The sequence below is a fragment of the Pseudomonas shiyinii genome, from assembly GCF_056725765.1.
The window spans coordinates 3,722,339-3,739,026 of sequence record NZ_CM161522.1; the positions used below are offsets into that span (position 1 = coordinate 3,722,339).

14 protein-coding genes are annotated in these 16,688 nt (G+C 64.2%); 13 read left to right on the plus strand and 1 reads right to left on the minus strand.

Features of this window, described 5'->3' with window-relative positions:
* Positions 1-32: 32 nt before the first annotated feature.
* The gene (locus ACXHGZ_RS16755; protein WP_480460645.1) at positions 33-458 is read left to right on the plus strand and encodes a YbaN family protein; all 426 of its coding nucleotides are present in this window, start codon (positions 33-35) and stop codon (positions 456-458) included.
* On the opposite strand, the gene arcD (ACXHGZ_RS16760) is transcribed toward ACXHGZ_RS16755, so the two are convergent.
* Entirely contained in the window at positions 438-1,865 is a 1,428-nt protein-coding gene (arcD, locus tag ACXHGZ_RS16760) for an arginine-ornithine antiporter (protein WP_480460646.1), read from the minus strand. The two genes, ACXHGZ_RS16755 and arcD (ACXHGZ_RS16760), sit on opposite strands and share 21 nt — an antisense overlap.
* Before the next feature lie 435 nt (positions 1,866-2,300).
* Between arcD (ACXHGZ_RS16760) and arcD (ACXHGZ_RS16765) the strand changes: the two genes are divergently transcribed.
* The 12 genes from arcD (ACXHGZ_RS16765) to gcvP all read left to right on the plus strand — a co-directional run bounded on the left by arcD (ACXHGZ_RS16765) (position 2,301) and on the right by gcvP (position 16,550).
* Positions 2,301-3,728: an arginine-ornithine antiporter gene (gene arcD / locus ACXHGZ_RS16765; protein ID WP_224456786.1), complete on the plus strand. Its 1,428-nt coding sequence runs from the start codon at positions 2,301-2,303 to the stop codon at positions 3,726-3,728.
* A 32-nt stretch (positions 3,729-3,760) separates the two neighbouring features.
* Complete coding sequence (gene arcA / locus ACXHGZ_RS16770) at positions 3,761-5,014, plus strand: arginine deiminase (RefSeq protein ID WP_224456787.1); 1,254 nt, start codon at positions 3,761-3,763, stop codon at positions 5,012-5,014.
* A gap of 64 nt (positions 5,015-5,078) precedes the next feature.
* Positions 5,079-6,089 carry an ornithine carbamoyltransferase gene (locus tag ACXHGZ_RS16775; RefSeq protein WP_084856658.1) on the plus strand — a complete coding sequence of 337 codons (1,011 nt, stop codon included), beginning with the start codon at positions 5,079-5,081 and terminating at the stop codon, positions 6,087-6,089.
* Between the two features lie 150 nt (positions 6,090-6,239).
* Positions 6,240-7,169, plus strand: coding sequence for a carbamate kinase (arcC, locus tag ACXHGZ_RS16780; protein ID WP_084856656.1), 930 nt, complete (start codon positions 6,240-6,242; stop codon positions 7,167-7,169).
* A 58-nt stretch (positions 7,170-7,227) separates the two neighbouring features.
* The gene (locus ACXHGZ_RS16785) at positions 7,228-7,596 is read left to right on the plus strand and encodes a DUF5064 family protein (protein WP_224456788.1); all 369 of its coding nucleotides are present in this window, start codon (positions 7,228-7,230) and stop codon (positions 7,594-7,596) included.
* Between the two features lie 95 nt (positions 7,597-7,691).
* Positions 7,692-9,200, plus strand: coding sequence for a transcriptional regulator GcsR (gene gcsR / locus ACXHGZ_RS16790; RefSeq protein WP_084856652.1), 1,509 nt, complete (start codon positions 7,692-7,694; stop codon positions 9,198-9,200).
* 243 nt (positions 9,201-9,443) lie between these two features.
* The gene (locus tag ACXHGZ_RS16795; protein ID WP_480464081.1) at positions 9,444-11,189 is read left to right on the plus strand and encodes a copper resistance system multicopper oxidase; all 1,746 of its coding nucleotides are present in this window, start codon (positions 9,444-9,446) and stop codon (positions 11,187-11,189) included.
* Between the two features lie 11 nt (positions 11,190-11,200).
* Positions 11,201-11,500: a hypothetical protein gene (locus tag ACXHGZ_RS16800; protein WP_480460647.1), complete on the plus strand. Its 300-nt coding sequence runs from the start codon at positions 11,201-11,203 to the stop codon at positions 11,498-11,500.
* Entirely contained in the window at positions 11,490-12,377 is an 888-nt protein-coding gene (locus tag ACXHGZ_RS16805) for a copper resistance protein B (RefSeq protein ID WP_480460648.1), read from the plus strand. Before ACXHGZ_RS16800 ends, ACXHGZ_RS16805 begins: the two co-directional genes overlap by 11 nt.
* 9 nt (positions 12,378-12,386) lie before the next feature.
* Complete coding sequence (locus ACXHGZ_RS16810) at positions 12,387-13,037, plus strand: c-type cytochrome (RefSeq protein WP_480460649.1); 651 nt, start codon at positions 12,387-12,389, stop codon at positions 13,035-13,037.
* Between the two features lie 269 nt (positions 13,038-13,306).
* Entirely contained in the window at positions 13,307-13,684 is a 378-nt protein-coding gene (gene gcvH / locus ACXHGZ_RS16815; RefSeq protein ID WP_480460650.1) for a glycine cleavage system protein GcvH, read from the plus strand.
* 10 nt (positions 13,685-13,694) lie between these two features.
* On the plus strand, positions 13,695-16,550 hold the full coding sequence (gene gcvP / locus ACXHGZ_RS16820) for an aminomethyl-transferring glycine dehydrogenase (protein WP_480460651.1): 2,856 nt from the start codon (positions 13,695-13,697) through the stop codon (positions 16,548-16,550).
* Positions 16,551-16,688: the final 138 nt, after the last annotated feature.

Genomic DNA, 16,688 nt, shown 5'->3' on the forward strand with positions numbered 1-16,688 from the left:
TCGATGGCCGGGCCGTTCATTGCAGTGAGACCATGACCCGACCTGCCCGCTCGAAACTGTCCCGCCTGTTGTTCGCACTCCTGGCCTACATCAGCCTGGGCATCGGCCTCGTGGCCATCGTCATCCCCGGCCTGCCGACCACCGAGTTCATCCTGCTCGCCGCCTGGGCCGCCACCCGCAGCTCCCCGCGCCTGAGCGCCTGGCTGGAGAGCCATCGCCTGTTCGGCCCAATCCTGTACAACTGGCGCCATGGCAAGGTGATCCAGCGCCGGGCCAAGGTCAGCGCCACCGCCAGCATGCTGCTGTGTGCCGGGTTGATGTTGGTATTTCTGGAAGCTCGCTGGCCGGTGTTCCTGGCCATCGGCGGCATGACCTTGGGCAATCTGTGGATATGGTCGCGCCCGGAACGCCCCACTCCGCCCACCTCGGGCGACGGTTCACAAGCTCAGCACTCCTGAATAGAGCGCATAGGCGGCCAGGCCGGCCCCGGCCAGCACCGCCGCGAAGATCAGCTTCTCCCATCGGGTGAACAGCGCCTGCCCCTGCTCATGCTTGGCCCGGGCGAACAGGATCACCCCGGGCGCATACAGCAGCGCCGACAGCAGCAGGTACTTGAGCCCCCCGGCGTACAACAGCCAGACGGCATAGAGCAACGCGACCATGGCCACTAGCAGGTCCTTGCGTCGCAGCCCTTCCTGCCCGGCATAGCCCTCTGCGCGCAGCGCCAGCAGTACCGCATAGGCCGCCGACCAGAAGTACGGCACCAGGATCATCGAGGAGGCCAGGTAGATGAGGCTGGTGTAGGTGCCTGCCGAAAACAGGGTGATCAGCAGGAAGCCCTGGATCATGCAGTTGGTCAACCACAGGGCATTGGCCGGTACATGATTGGCGTTCTCCCGCGCCAGAAAGCGCGGCATGGTCTTGTCCCTGGCGGTGGCGAAGAGGATCTCGGCGCACAGCAATGCCCACGACAGCAGTGCCCCGAGCAACGACACCGCCAGCCCGACGCTGATCAGCAACGCGCCCCAGGGGCCGACGATATGCTCGAGCACCGATGCTAATGACGGGTTCTGCAAGTTGGCCAGCTCCGGCTGGGTCATCACGCCCAGCGACAGCACGTTGACCAGCACCAGCAAGGCCAAAACGCCGAGGAAACCGATCACCGTGGCCTTGCCCACGTCCGAACGATGCAGGGCCCGGCCGGAATAGACGCTCGCGCCCTCGATGCCGATGAACACGAACACGGTCACCAGCATCATGTTGCGCACCTGCTCCAGCACGCCGCCGAACTTCGGGTTGCCCAGGCCCCAGATGTCGCGGGTGAAGATATCGGCACGGAATGCGAAGGCTGCGATGACGATGAACATCAGCAGCGGCACCACCTTGGCGATGGTGGTCACCTGGTTGATGAACGCTGCCTCCTTGATGCCGCGCAACACCAGGAAATGCACCGCCCACAGCAGGATGGAGGCGCAGCCGATGGCCACGGGCGTATTGCCCTCGCCGAACACCGGGTAATAGAAGCCTAGGGTGCTGAACAGCAGCACGAAGTAGCCGACGTTGCCCAGCCAGGCGCTGATCCAGTAGCCCCAGGCCGAGGAGAAGCCCATATAGTCGCCGAAACCGGCCTTGGCATAGGCATACACCCCGGAGTCGAGTTCAGGCTTGCGGTTGGCCAGGGTCTGGAACACGAAGGCCAGCGCCAGCATGCCCACCGCGGTGATGCCCCAACCAATCAGCACCGCCCCGACATCGGCCCGCGCCGCCATGTTCTGCGGCAACGAAAAGATACCGCCGCCGATCATCGAGCCGACCACCAGTGCGATCAACGCCCCCAGGCGCAGCTTTTGTCCCGGTTCGCTCATAGGCCTCCCCTCGGTGCGCTGTAATACGCATGAAACAACCGTCCCGCTCATATAAAAACCACAGCGCTTTTATAGTAGCCCAAGCGATCAAGACTAAAAGCTTCATAACAAGGGCGTCTATGCACTTGGTATTAATCCCGCGTTTTCCATGCGCCAAATCATTACCTGAAACTTTTAATACCGAATGTTTAGCGGAACTTGCTTCTCGGCTAAAAGCGACTAGCGTCAAAGGTCGCAGGCTACACAGAGTGTTTACTCTAGATGGACATGGAGGTGCCAGTGCGCAAGGTCTGCAGCCGGGTAGTCGGCACGCTCCAAGAGGTTGTGAGAAGGAATTTTCCTACTTCACATCGCCATAAACTGACCCAGGTCAGCGAATGGCGAAGACGTCGGATTTACGCTGAGGTCAACGTTCTCCTGGCATGGAGTTGTTAAATGTCTGATTCTCCCGGAAAACTCAAACTGGGTGCACTCGTTGCACTTGTCGTCGGCTCGATGATTGGCGGCGGCATCTTTTCATTACCGCAAAACATGGCGGCCAGCGCCGGCGTCGGCGCCGTGCTGATCGGCTGGGCCATCACCGCCGTGGGTATGTTGACCCTGGCATTCGTGTTCCAGACCCTGGCCAACCGCAAGCCCGACCTCGACGGTGGGGTATATGCCTATGCCAAAGCCGGTTTCGGCGATTACATGGGCTTCTCCTCGGCCTGGGGCTACTGGATCAGCGCCTGGCTGGGCAACGTCGGCTACTTCGTGCTGTTGTTCAGCACGCTGGGCTATTTCTTCCCGATCTTCGGCGAAGGCAATACCCCGGCCGCCGTGATCGGCGCCTCCATCCTGCTGTGGGCAGTGCATTTCCTGGTGCTGCGCGGCATCAAGGAAGCGGCGTTCATCAACCTGGTCACCACGGTGGCCAAGGTCGTGCCGCTGGCGCTGTTCGCCCTGATCTGCCTGTTCGCCTTCAAGCTCGACATCTTCACCGCCGACATCTGGGGCCAAGGCTCTCCCGACCTTGGCAGTGTGATGGACCAGGTGCGCAACATGATGCTGGTCACCGTGTGGGTGTTCATCGGCATCGAGGGCGCGAGCATCTTCTCCTCGCGGGCGGAAAAACGCGCCGACGTGGGCAAGGCCACGGTCATCGGCTTCATCACCGTGCTGCTGTTCCTGGTACTGGTCAACGTGCTGTCGCTGGGCGTGATGACCCAACCGGAGCTGGCCAAACTGCAGAACCCGTCGATGGCCGCCGTGCTCGAACATGTGGTTGGCCACTGGGGTGCGGTGCTGATCAGCGTCGGCCTGATCATCTCGCTGCTCGGTGCCCTGCTGTCGTGGGTACTGCTGTGCGCCGAGATCATGTTCGCTGCGGCCAAGGACCACACCATGCCGGAGTTCCTGCGCCGCGAGAACGCCAACCATGTGCCGGCCAACGCCCTGTGGCTGACCAACGCCATGGTGCAGATCTTCCTGGTCATCACTTTGTTCTCCAACAGCACCTACCTGTCGCTGATCTACCTCGCCACCTCGATGATCCTGGTGCCCTACCTGTGGTCGGCGGCCTATGCGGTACTGCTGGCAGTGCGCAGCGAGACCTACGAACAGGCCCTGGCCGAACGCAAGAAGGACTTGGTCATCGGTGGCATCGCCCTGCTGTACGCCATCTGGCTGCTGTATGCCGGCGGCGTGAAGTACCTGCTGCTCTCGGCCCTGCTCTATGCCCCCGGCGCGATTCTGTTCGCCAAGGCCAAGCGCGAGGTGGGCCAACCTATCTTCACCAGCGTGGAAAAACTGATCTTCGCAGCCGTCGTGGTTGGCGCCCTGGTGGCGGCCTACGGCCTGTACGACGGCTTCCTGACCCTTTGAACCACGTCTTCGCATTCTTGGAGGAATGAACCATGTCCACGGAAAAACAGAAGTACGGTGTCCACTCCGAAGCAGGCAAGCTGCGCAAGGTAATGGTCTGCGCCCCGGGACTGGCGCACAAGCGCCTGACCCCGAGCAACTGCGACGAGCTGCTGTTCGACGATGTGATCTGGGTCGACCAGGCCAAGCGCGACCACTTCGACTTCGTCACCAAGATGCGCGAGCGCGGCGTGGATGTGCTGGAAATGCATAACCTGCTCACCGACATCGTGCAGAACCCCGAGGCCCTGAAGTGGATCCTCGACCGCAAGATCACCCCCGACACCGTCGGGGTGGGCCTGACCAACGAAGTGCGCAGCTGGCTGGAGGGCCAGGAGCCACGCCATCTGGCCGAGTTCCTGATCGGCGGCGTGGCCGGCCAGGACCTGCCGGAGAGCGAAGGTGCCAGCGTGGTCAAGATGTACAACGACTACCTGGGCCACTCCAGCTTCATCCTGCCGCCGCTGCCCAACACCCAGTTCACCCGCGACACCACCTGCTGGATCTACGGCGGCGTGACCCTCAACCCGATGTACTGGCCGGCGCGACGCCAGGAAACCCTGCTGACCACCGCCATCTACAAGTTCCACCCCGAGTTCACCAAGGCCGACTTCCAGGTCTGGTACGGCGACCCGGACCAGGAGCACGGCCAGGCCACCCTCGAAGGCGGCGACGTCATGCCGATCGGCAAGGGCATCGTGCTGATCGGCATGGGTGAGCGCACCTCGCGCCAGGCCATCGGCCAACTGGCACAGAACCTCTTCGCCAAGGGCGCAGTGGAGAAAGTGATCGTCGCCGGGCTGCCGAAGTCCCGCGCGGCCATGCACCTGGACACCGTGTTCAGCTTCTGCGACCGCGACCTGGTCACGGTCTTCCCGGAAGTGGTGCGCGAGATCGTGCCGTTCATCATCCGCCCGGACGAAAGCAAGCCCTACGGCATGGACGTACGCCGCGAGAACAAGTCGTTCATCGAGGTGGTCGGCGAGCAACTGGGCGTCAAGCTGCGTGTGGTCGAAACCGGCGGCAACAGCTTCGCCGCCGAACGCGAGCAATGGGATGACGGCAACAACGTGGTGGCGCTGGAGCCAGGCGTGGTCATCGGCTACGACCGCAACACCTACACCAATACCTTGCTGCGCAAGGCCGGGATCGAGGTCATCACCATCAGTGCCGGCGAACTGGGCCGGGGCCGTGGCGGCGGCCACTGCATGACCTGCCCGATCGTGCGCGACCCCATCGACTACTAAGCCATCCCCCGGCTGCCCCCACAAGGTGGCAGCCGGGCCGCCCCCGAATCCAAGGAGAACCGTCATGGCGTTCAACATCCACAACCGCAACCTGCTCAGCCTCGAACACCACACCACCCGCGAGCTGAAGTACCTGCTGGACCTGTCCCGCGATCTCAAGCGCGCCAAGTACACCGGCACCGAGCAGCAGCACCTCAAGGGCAACAACATCGCCCTGATTTTCGAGAAGACCTCGACCCGCACCCGTTGCGCCTTCGAAGTCGCCGCCTATGACCAGGGCGCCAACGTCACCTACATCGATCCGAACTCCTCGCAGATCGGCCACAAGGAAAGCATGAAGGACACCGCCCGGGTGCTCGGGCGCATGTACGATGCCATCGAATACCGTGGTTTCAAGCAAGAGATCGTCGAGGAGTTGGCCAAGTTCGCCGGCGTTCCGGTGTTCAACGGCCTGACCGACGAGTACCACCCGACCCAGATGATCGCCGACGTGCTGACCATGCGCGAGCACAGCGACAAGCCGCTGCACGACATCAGCTACGCCTACCTGGGCGATGCCCGCAACAACATGGGCAACTCCCTGTTGCTGATCGGCGCCAAGCTCGGCATGGATGTGCGCATTGCCGCACCCCGGGAGCTGTGGCCCCATGACGACCTGGTACAACGCTGCAAGCAATACGCCGAGGAAAGCGGCGCGCGCATCACCCTCACCGAAGACCCGAAAGCCGCGGTCGCTGGCGTGGACTTCGTCCATACCGACGTGTGGGTCTCGATGGGCGAGCCGGTCGAGGCCTGGGGCGAGCGCATCAAACTGCTGCTGCCCTACCAGGTGAATAAAGAACTGATGAAGGCCACCGGCAACCCGCGCACCAAGTTCATGCACTGCCTGCCGGCGTTCCATAACTCCGAGACCAAGGTCGGCAAGCAGATCGCCGAACAGTACCCGCACCTGGCCAACGGCATCGAAGTCACCGATGACGTGTTCGAGTCGCCGGCATGCATCGCCTTCGAGCAGGCGGAGAACCGCATGCACACCATCAAGGCGATCCTGGTGTCGACCCTGGCTGACCTCTGACGGCCACCCGCCCCTCCTTGTAGGAGCGGGCTTGCCCCGCGATAGCGCCAGCAGGTTCACCACCGGTGCCCGGTCGGACGCTATCGCGGGGCAAGCCCGCTCCCACAAAGAGGGCGGCGCCTTCTCCCTCTTCGCAAAAGGACATTCACCATGCGTATCGTTGTTGCATTGGGCGGCAACGCCCTGCTGCGTCGCGGCGAACCCATGACCGCCGACAACCAGCGCGCCAATATCCGTACCGCCACCGAGCAGATCGCCAAGATCCACCCAGGCAACGAACTGGTCATCGCCCACGGCAACGGCCCACAGGTCGGCCTGCTGTCGCTCCAGGGCCTGGCCTATAAACCCGACGAGGCCTACCCGCTGGATGTGCTCGGCGCCGAGACCGAAGGCATGATCGGCTACATGATCGAACAGGAGCTGGGCAACCTGCTCGACTTCGAAGTGCCCTTCGCCACGCTGTTGACCCAGGTCGAAGTCGATGCCAACGACCCGGCCTTCAAGGACCCGACCAAGTTCATCGGCCCGGTCTACAGCAAAGAGGAAGCCGAGCGCCTGGCCAAGGAAAAGGGCTGGGTGGTCAAGGCCGATGGCGACAAGTACCGCCGGGTGGTCGCAAGCCCCAAGCCCAAGCGCATCTTCGAAATCCGCCCGATCAAATGGCTGCTGGAAAAGAGCAGCATCGTGATCTGTGCCGGCGGCGGTGGCATTCCCACGATGTATGATGAAAACCGCAAGCTCAAGGGCATCGAGGCGGTGATCGACAAGGACCTGTGCTCGGCCCTGCTGGCCGAACAGCTGGAGGCGGACCTGTTGATCATCGCCACCGACGTCGACGCAGCCTATATCGACTGGGGCAAGCCCACACAGAAGGCCATTGCCCAGGCCCACCCCGACGCGCTGGAAAAGCTCGGCTTCGCAGCCGGTTCCATGGGGCCGAAGGTGCAGGCCGCCTGCGACTTCGCCCGTCACACCGGCAAGGTGGCGGTGATCAGCTCGCTGGAAAACATCGAGGACATCGTCAAAGGCACTGCCGGCACCCGCGTGAGCACCGAAAAGCCGGGGATCAGCTACCGTTGAATGCAGTGGGCGGGCTCTCCTCAAAGACCCGCCATTCCACCTTCCAGAGGAGCCTGCCATGGCCAAGTACGAGCCCGGACATGTCCACATCGAGCGCACCGCGCTCAACAAGAACGACCACAGCTACGACCTCAACATCGAATACGAAGCGGCGCAGGACCCCAAGGAAGGCAGAGGCATCCAGTTCCACATGCATGGCAGCATCGAGGGCAAGGCGGTCGACGAGAAGTTCTTCCTGGCCAAGGACCAGGTCCTGCCGAGTTTTCTCATGCAGCTCAGCCGCAAGGCCCAGTCGCACCTGCCGCCGCCGAAGAAATTCGAGAACCTCGGCTCGCCGCACAAGCTCTACGACTATATGTTCGAGGACATTCGCCAGAAGCTGGACGTGAAGTCAGGCGACCCGATCAAGCCTGAGCATTTGGAGTGATTAGGGAAACCTGGGGCCGCGAAAGGGCCGCGCAGCGGCCCCGACGATGTTGAGGCATACTACCGCCCTCCCCCGGCTACAGCCTCATCAACCCCATGCGCATCCACGTCAGCTTCATCGACCGCGTCGGCATCACCCAGGAAGTCCTGGCCCTGCTCGGTGCCCGCAACCTCAACCTGGACGCCGTGGAGATGGTTCCGCCCAACGTCTACATCGACGCGCCGACCCTGAGCCCCGCCGTGCTGGAGGAGCTTCACGACGCGCTGTTCGAAGTCCAGGGCGTGCAATCGGTCGAAGTGGTCGACATCCTTCCCGGCCAGCGCCGCCACCTGCAGCTCGACGCGCTGCTGGCCGCGATGAGCGACCCTGTGCTGGCAGTGGACAGCGCAGGCCTGGTGCTGCTGGCCAACCCCGCGCTGATCGCCCTGTGCGGGCGCGAGTCCGCCGGCCGCTCGGTGGGCGACCTGTTCAACGACCCCGGGCTGCTCGAAGCCCTGCTGGAAAACAATTTCCACCTGCCGATGCGCGAGATGCAGCTCAACGGCCAGAGCCTGCTGCTCGATGCCACCCCCATCACCAACGCCGGCGGCCTGCTGACGCTCTACCCGCCGACGCGCATGGGCGAACGCCTCTCGGCGCTGCGTCACGACCACGCCGAAGGCTTCGACGCCCTGCTTGGCGACTCGCCGGCGATCCGCACCCTCAAGGCCCGCGCCCTGCGGGTAGCAGCCCTGGACGCGCCGCTGCTGGTGCATGGCGAGACCGGCACCGGCAAGGAGCTGGTGGCCCGTGCCTGCCATGCCATCAGCAGCCGCCACGCCGCCCCGTTCCTCGCCCTGAACTGCGCGGCCCTGCCCGAGAGCCTGGCCGAGAGCGAACTGTTCGGCTATGCCCCGGGCGCCTTCACCGGTGCGCAGCGCGGCGGCAAGCCAGGGCTGATGGAGCTGGCCAACCAGGGCACGGTGTTCCTCGACGAGATTGGCGAGATGTCGCCCTACCTGCAGGCCAAGCTGCTGCGTTTTCTCAGCGACGGCAGCTTCCGCCGCGTCGGCGGCGACCGTGAGGTCAAGGTCGATGTACGCATCATCAGCGCCACCCACCGCGACCTGGAGCGCATGGTCGCCGAAGGTACCTTCCGCGAAGACCTGTTCTACCGCCTCAACGTGCTCAACCTGCAAGTTCCTCCCCTGCGCGAGCGGGGCCAGGACATCCTCCTGCTGGCGCATTTCTTCATGCAGCAGGCCTGCACACAGATCCAGCGCCCACCCTGCCGCCTGGCCCCGGCCACCCATTCGGCGCTGCTCGCCAACCCCTGGCCGGGCAATGTGCGTCAGCTGCAGAACGTGATCTTCCGCGCCGCGGCCATCTGCGAAGGCAGCCTGGTGGACATCGGCGACCTGGATATCGCCGGCACGTCCGTGGCGCGCGGCCAGGACGGCGAAGTGGCGAGCCTGGAGCAAGCGGTGCAGGCATTCGAACGCGATCTCCTGCAGCGCTTGTACCTGAGCTACCCCTCGACCCGGCAATTGGCCGGGCGCCTGCAGACCTCGCACACCGCCATAGCCCAACGGCTGCGCAAATACGGTATTCCGAGCAAGAATTAAATAGTGACGAGTGAAGTTCAACTACGATGCGGCCAAGCTGTACCTTGCCCTGCCTGTCTTCGCCGCCCCTGATCGCCGTGCGTGCTGCCAAGCTGACAAAAATGTAACCATTGCCTCAGGCAGCTGACAGCCGTCGCTGCCTAGGCTAGGACCATGAGCGAGCTGTGGCGCAAAGCCCAGCCCGACAGCCTGACCGCGCCGCTGGATCGCGCAGGCTCCATTGACTCATGGGACATACACGGCATGCATTGCAAAACCTCGAGGCGCACCTTCGTCAAGGGCCTGGCTGCAGGTGGCATCCTGGGCGGCCTGGGCCTGTGGCGCAGCCCGGTATGGGCACTGACCAGCCCTGGGCAGCCCACGGTGCTGAGCGGTACCGAATTCGATCTGTTCATTGGCCAGACGCCGGTGAACATCACCGGCGCCCCGCGCACGGCCATGACCATCAACGGCACCCTGCCCGGCCCGCTCCTGCGCTGGCGTGAGGGCGACACGGTCACCCTGCGCGTGCGCAACCGCCTGCAGGAAGACACCTCGATCCATTGGCACGGCATCATCCTGCCGGCCAACATGGACGGCGTGCCGGGCCTGAGCTTCCACGGCATCGCGCCGGACGGCATGTACGAGTACCGGTTCCAGGTCAGGCAGAGCGGCACCTATTGGTACCACAGCCATTCCGGGCTGCAGGAACAGGTGGGCGTGTATGGCCCGTTGGTGATCGACCCGAAGGAACCCGAGCCCTTCGAATACGACCGCGACTACGTGGTGATGCTCAGCGACTGGACCGACGAGAACCCGGCCCGGGTCATGGCCAAGCTGAAGAAACAGTCCGACTACTACAACTTCCACAAGCGCACCGTGGGCGACTTCATCAACGACGTGGGCGAGAAAGGCTGGTCGGCGACCCTGGCCGACCGCAAGATGTGGGCCGAGATGAAGATGAGCCCCACGGACCTCGCCGACGTCAGCGGGTACACCTATACCTACCTGATGAACGGCCAGGCGCCGGACGGCAACTGGACCGCCATCTTCCAGCCGGGCGAGAAGATCCGCCTGCGCTTTATCAACGGCTCTGCCATGAGCTACTTCGATGTCCGCATTCCAGGCCTGAAGATGACCGTGGTCGCCGCCGACGGGCAGCCCGTCGAGCCGGTGAGCATCGACGAGTTTCGCATCGCCGTCGCGGAAACCTACGATGTGCTCGTGGAGCCCTCCACAGAGCAGGCCTACACGATCTTCGCCCAGTCCATGGACCGCACCGGTTATGCCCGCGGCACCCTGGCCGTGCAGCATGGCCTGAGCGCAGCGGTACCGGCGCTCGACCCGCGCCCCCTGATCAGCATGGCCGACATGGGCATGGATCACAGCACCATGGGCGGCATGGATCATGACATGCAAGGCGACATGGCCGGCATGGACCACAGCCAGATGGCGGGCATGAACCATGGCGCCGCCGGTGGCCAGATGCAGCAGCACCCGGCCTCGGAGAACAACAGCCCGCTGGTCGACATGCAGACCATGAGTCCCACGCCCAAGCTGGACGACCCGGGCATCGGCCTGCGCGACAACGGCCGCAAGGTCCTGACCTACGCTGACCTGCGCAGCACCTTCATCGACCCGGACGGCCGCGAGCCCGGCCGCACGGTCGAGCTGCACCTGACCGGCCACATGGAGAAGTTCTCCTGGTCATTCGATGGCATCAAGTTTTCCGACGCCGAGCCGTTGCGCCTGAAGTACGGCGAACGCCTGCGCATCACCCTGGTCAACGACACCATGATGACCCACCCCATCCACCTCCATGGCATGTGGAGCGACCTCGAGGATGAGCACGGCAACTTCATGGTGCGCAAGCACACCATCGACATGCCCCCGGGCTCCAGGCGCAGCTATCGCGTCACTGCCGACGCGCTGGGCCGCTGGGCCTACCACTGCCATCTGCTGTTCCACATGGAAATGGGCATGTTCCGTGAAGTCCGTGTGGACGAATGAGGAGAGCCGCAATGAACGAATCCAACCTGCGCAAGACCCTGTTCGGCAGCCTGCTGGCCTTCGGCCTGGCCGTGCTATCGACGCCAGCGGCCCTGGCCACTGATGAGCATGACGCACACCAGAAAGGCTCGGCGGGCACGATGGAGAAAATGGACCATGGGCAGATGGACCACAGCAAGATGCCCATGGACCACGGCAGCATGGACCACGGCAAGATGCCTATGGACCATGGAAAAATGATGGATCACGGCTCGATGAAGCCTGAGCCGAAAACGGACAAGGCACAAGCGGGCAAGGACAATGATCAGTAGAACCACGGCGTCATCGGCACTGGCAGCGCTTGTCTCGCTCGCGGCCCTGGGCCCGGCAAGCGCAGCCGAAAGCATGGACCACAGCCAGATGAACCACGGCCAGATGCAGGGCATGGATCACAGTCAGATGAACCATGCCGCGCCAGGCACGTTGCCAACGACCGAAAGCCGCACCCCCATCCCGGTGCTGACGGACGCCGACCGCAAGGCGGCCTTTCCCCCGCTCCCAGGGCATGGCGTTCACGACAGTGCGATCAACACCTTCTTCCTGCTCGACCAACTGGAATATCAGGACGCCGATGACGGCAGCACCTTGAGCTGGGATGCGTCGGGCTGGATCGGCGGTGATGTCGATCGCCTCTGGCTGCGCTCCGAAGGCGAACGCACCAATGGCGTGACCGAGGAAGCCGAGGTCCAGGCGCTCTGGGGCCATGCCATCGGGCCCTGGTGGGACGTGGTCACCGGTATTCGCCAGGACTTCAAGCCTGGCACCCCGCAAACCTGGGCCGCGTTCGGGCTGCAAGGCATGGCGCTCTATGCCTTCGAGGCCGAAGCGACGGCGTTCATTGGCGAAAACGGCCAGAGCGCACTGCGCCTGGAAGGTGACTACGACATCTTGCTCACCAATCGGCTGATCCTCCAGCCGACGGCAGAAGTGAACGTCTATGGCAAGAACGATGAAGCGCGAGGCGTAGGCTCCGGCCTGGCCAACACCGAAGTCGGCCTGCGCCTGCGTTATGAAATACGGCGCGAGTTCGCACCCTACATCGGCGTCACGTGGAGCCGCGCATACGGCAATACCGCCGACATACTGCGCGACGAGGGCGAGGATGTGGAAGAAGCCCGCTTCGTGGCCGGTATCCGTATGTGGTTCTGAGACCCTGACATGAAAAGAACAATAAAGACGCTGAGCCTTGCAAGTGCCGCAGGTGGCGCGGCCATCCTGGGGGTGGCCTATTTCGGCCTGGTCAACGTGGGGGCCGACGACCCGCATTTCGCCCCGGTCCATGCCTTCCTGGCCATGGCCCGCGATCGCTCCATCGAGGTGCGTGCGCGCAATCTCGAGGTCCCCGACCTCGAGGATCAAGCCTTGATCCGTGCAGGCGCCGGCAACTACAACGCTATGTGCGTCAGCTGCCACCTGGCGCCAGGGGTGGAAAAGACCGAACTGAGCCAAGGCCTGTACCCCGCTCCGCCGAACCTGACCAAGCCAGGGCTGGATGCAAGCCCTGCCCTGGCGTTCTGGACCATCAAGCACGGCATCAAGGCAACGGGCATGCCGGCCTGGGGCAAGAGCATGGCAGACCCGTACATCTGGGGCCTCGTCGCGTTCCTCCAGCAATTGCCCTCCCTGGACGCCGAGCAATACCAAGCGTTGGTCGCCAGCAGCTCGGGGCACCAGCATGGCGGCGGCGAAACCCGGATGCACGATGCGCCCGGAGGCCACGGCGCCCATCATGGCACCACCCCGGTGCAGGAAGCGACCGCCCCCAACATCCACCACCATGCGGACGGCAAGAAACACGTCCATCATTGACAGGTTTTTGTATCGATTTCGCTACAGTGTAGCGAAATCACTCCAACGCCTTTCGGCCACCGATACGCAAGGGTTTGATCCACCATGGCTTTTCAATCGCTACCGAACTGTAGCGATTTCATTACAAACCGCTAGGGCAAACCGCCGCGTAAATCACTGCCCGCCTTGATTTCCGGGGCCTCGCGCTGATTGGCCGCATTATTGCTAAGGGAATCGCGACCAAGAGCGCGGAACCACCGCGCCTACCTCCCCTGCTTCGAGGATTCCCCATGAGCGAGTTGCGTTTCACCGAAGATCACGAATGGCTGCGCGTCGAGGCTGACGGCAGTGTCACCGTGGGCATCACCGCCTATGCCCAGAACGCCCTCGGCGATGTGGTCTACGTGCAACTGCCAGAACTGCAGCAGTACGAAAAAGGTGCCGAAGCCTCCACCGTGGAGTCGGTGAAAGCCGCCAGCGGCGTGTACATGCCCCTGACCGGTGAAGTGATCGCGGTCAACGAAAACCTCAACGACAGCCCTGAATTGGTCAACGAAGACCCACTGGGCGAAGGCTGGTTCTTCCGCTTCGTCCCCGCCGATGCCAGCGCCGTCGGCAAGCTGCTCGACCAGGCCGCCTACGACCGCCTGATCAACGAAAACGCCTGAGGAACCGCCAATGACCCTCAACCTCGGCACCGCCAACGAATTCATCGCCCGCCACATCGGCCCACGTAGCGCGGATGAGCAGGCCATGCTCGCCACCCTGGGCTTCGAGTCGCTCGATGCCATGACCGCCGCGGTCATCCCCGACACCATCAAGGGCACCAGCGTGCTCGGCAACGCCGACGGCCAGAGCGAGGCCGATGCCCTTGCCGACCTCAAGGCCATCGCTGGCAAGAACCAGCTGTTCAAGAACTACATCGGCCAGGGCTACTACAACACCCACACGCCAGCTCCGATCCTGCGCAACCTGCTGGAAAACCCGGCCTGGTACACCGCCTACACGCCCTACCAGCCGGAAATCTCCCAAGGCCGCCTGGAAGCGCTGCTCAACTTCCAGACCCTGATCAGCGACCTGACCGGCCTGCCGATCGCCAACGCCTCGCTGCTCGACGAAGCCACCGCCGCCGCCGAGGCCATGACCTTCTGCAAGCGCCTGTCGAAGAACAAGGCCGGCCACGCGTTCTTCGCCTCCATCCATTGCCACCCGCAGACCCTCGACGTGCTGCGCACCCGTGCCGAACCCCTGGGCATCGAAGTGGTGGTGGGCGACGAGCGTGAGCTGGGCGATCTCGGCAACTTCTTCGGCGCCCTGCTGCAATACCCGGCCAGCAACGGCGACGTATTCGACTACAGCGAGCTGGTGCAGCGCTTCCACGCCAGCAACGCCCTGGTGGCGGTGGCCGCCGACCTGCTGGCCCTGACCCTGCTCACCCCGCCGGGCGAATTCGACGCCGACGTGGCCATCGGCAGCGCCCAGCGCTTCGGTGTACCGCTGGGCTTCGGCGGCCCGCACGCGGCCTATTTCGCCACCCGCGATGCGTTCAAGCGCGACATGCCCGGCCGTCTGGTCGGCGTGTCCATCGACCGCTTCGGCAAGACCGCCCTGCGCCTGGCCATGCAGACCCGCGAGCAGCACATCCGCCGTGAGAAGGCCACCAGCAATATCTGCACCGCGCAGGTGCTGCTGGCCAACATCGCCAGCATGTTCGCCGTGTACCACGGCCCGGCCGGCCTCAAGCGCATCGCCGAACGCACCCACGCCCTGACCGCCATCCTCGCCACCGGCCTGGAGCAGTTGGGCGTCAAGGTCGTTACCCGCGCGTACTTTGACACCCTGACCCTGGCCACTGGTGACGCCACCGCCCGCCTGCACGAGCAGGCCCGCGCCCAGGGCATGAACCTGCGCCAGGTCGACGCCACCCACCTGGGCCTGTCCCTGGACGAAACCTGCACCCAGGCCGATGTCGAGGCCCTGTGGCAGCTGTTCGCCGAAGGCAAGGCCCTGCCGGCCTTCGCCAGCCTGGCCGCCAGCAGCGACTCGCGCCTGCCGACTACCCTGCTGCGCCAGTCGGCGATCCTCGAACACCCGGTGTTCAACCGCTACCACAGCGAAACCGAACTGATGCGCTACCTGCGTCGCCTGGCCGACAAGGACCTGGCCCTGGACCGCAGCATGATCCCGCTGGGTTCGTGCACCATGAAGCTCAACGCCGCCAGCGAGATGATCCCGGTGACCTGGGCCGAGTTCGGCAACCTGCACCCCTTCGCCCCGGCCGAGCAGAGCCAGGGCTACCTGCAGATGACCCGCGAACTGGAAGCCATGCTCTGCGCCGCCACCGGCTACGACGCCGTGTCGCTGCAGCCCAACGCCGGTTCCCAGGGCGAGTACGCGGGCCTGCTGGCCATCCGCGCCTACCACCGCAGCCGCGGCGAAGGCCACCGCGACATCTGCCTGATCCCGTCCTCGGCCCACGGCACCAACCCTGCCACTGCACACATGGCCGGCATGCGCGTGGTGGTCACCGCTTGTGACGCACGTGGCAACGTCGATGTCGAAGACCTGCGTGCCAAGGCCATCGAGCATCGTGATCGCCTGGCCGCGATCATGATCACCTACCCGTCGACCCACGGTGTGTTCGAGGAGGCGATCGGCGAGATCTGCGCGATCATCCACGACAATGGCGGCCAGGTGTACATCGACGGCGCCAACATGAACGCCATGGTCGGCCTGTGTGCCCCGGGCAAGTTCGGCGGCGATGTCTCGCACCTGAACCTGCACAAGACCTTCTGCATCCCCCACGGCGGCGGTGGCCCAGGCGTCGGCCCGATCGGCGTCAAGTCGCACCTGGCGCCGTTCCTGCCGGGCCATGCGGCCCTGGAGAACACCCAGGGCGCGGTCTGCGCCGCGCCATTCGGCAGCGCCAGCATCCTGCCGATCACCTGGATGTACATCCGCATGATGGGCGGCGTGGGCCTCAAGCGCGCTTCGCAGATGGCCATCCTCAACGCCAATTACATCGCCCGCCGCCTGGAAGAGCACTATCCTGTCCTGTATACCGGCGGCAATGGCCTGGTGGCCCACGAGTGCATCCTCGACCTGCGCCCGCTCAAGGACAGCAGCGGCATCAGCGTCGACGACGTGGCCAAGCGCCTGATCGACTTCGGCTTCCACGCCCCGACCATGTCCTTCCCGGTGGCCGGCACCTTGATGATCGAACCGACCGAAAGCGAGTCCAAGGAGGAACTGGACCGTTTCTGCGACGCGATGATCCAGATCCGCGAGGAAATCCGCGCAGTCGAGAACGGCACCCTGGACAAGGACGACAACCCGCTGAAGAACGCCCCGCACACCGCGGCGGAGCTGGTCGGCGAATGGGCCCACGGCTATAGCCGCGAGCAGGCGGTGTACCCGCTGCCGAGCCTGGTGGAGGCCAAGTACTGGCCGCCGGTGGGCCGGGTCGACAACGTGTACGGCGACCGCAACCTGGTCTGTGCCTGCCCGTCGATCGAGAGCTACCAGAACGCCTGATGGCTTTCGTGCCCGCCACCTGACCTGTGTGAGCGGGCTTGCCCCGCGATAGCGTCAGCCGCCGTGACATGGTTGGCTGTTCCGGCGCCATCGCGGGGCAAGCCCGCTCCCACAAGGCCGCGCAACCCACGCAGGAGG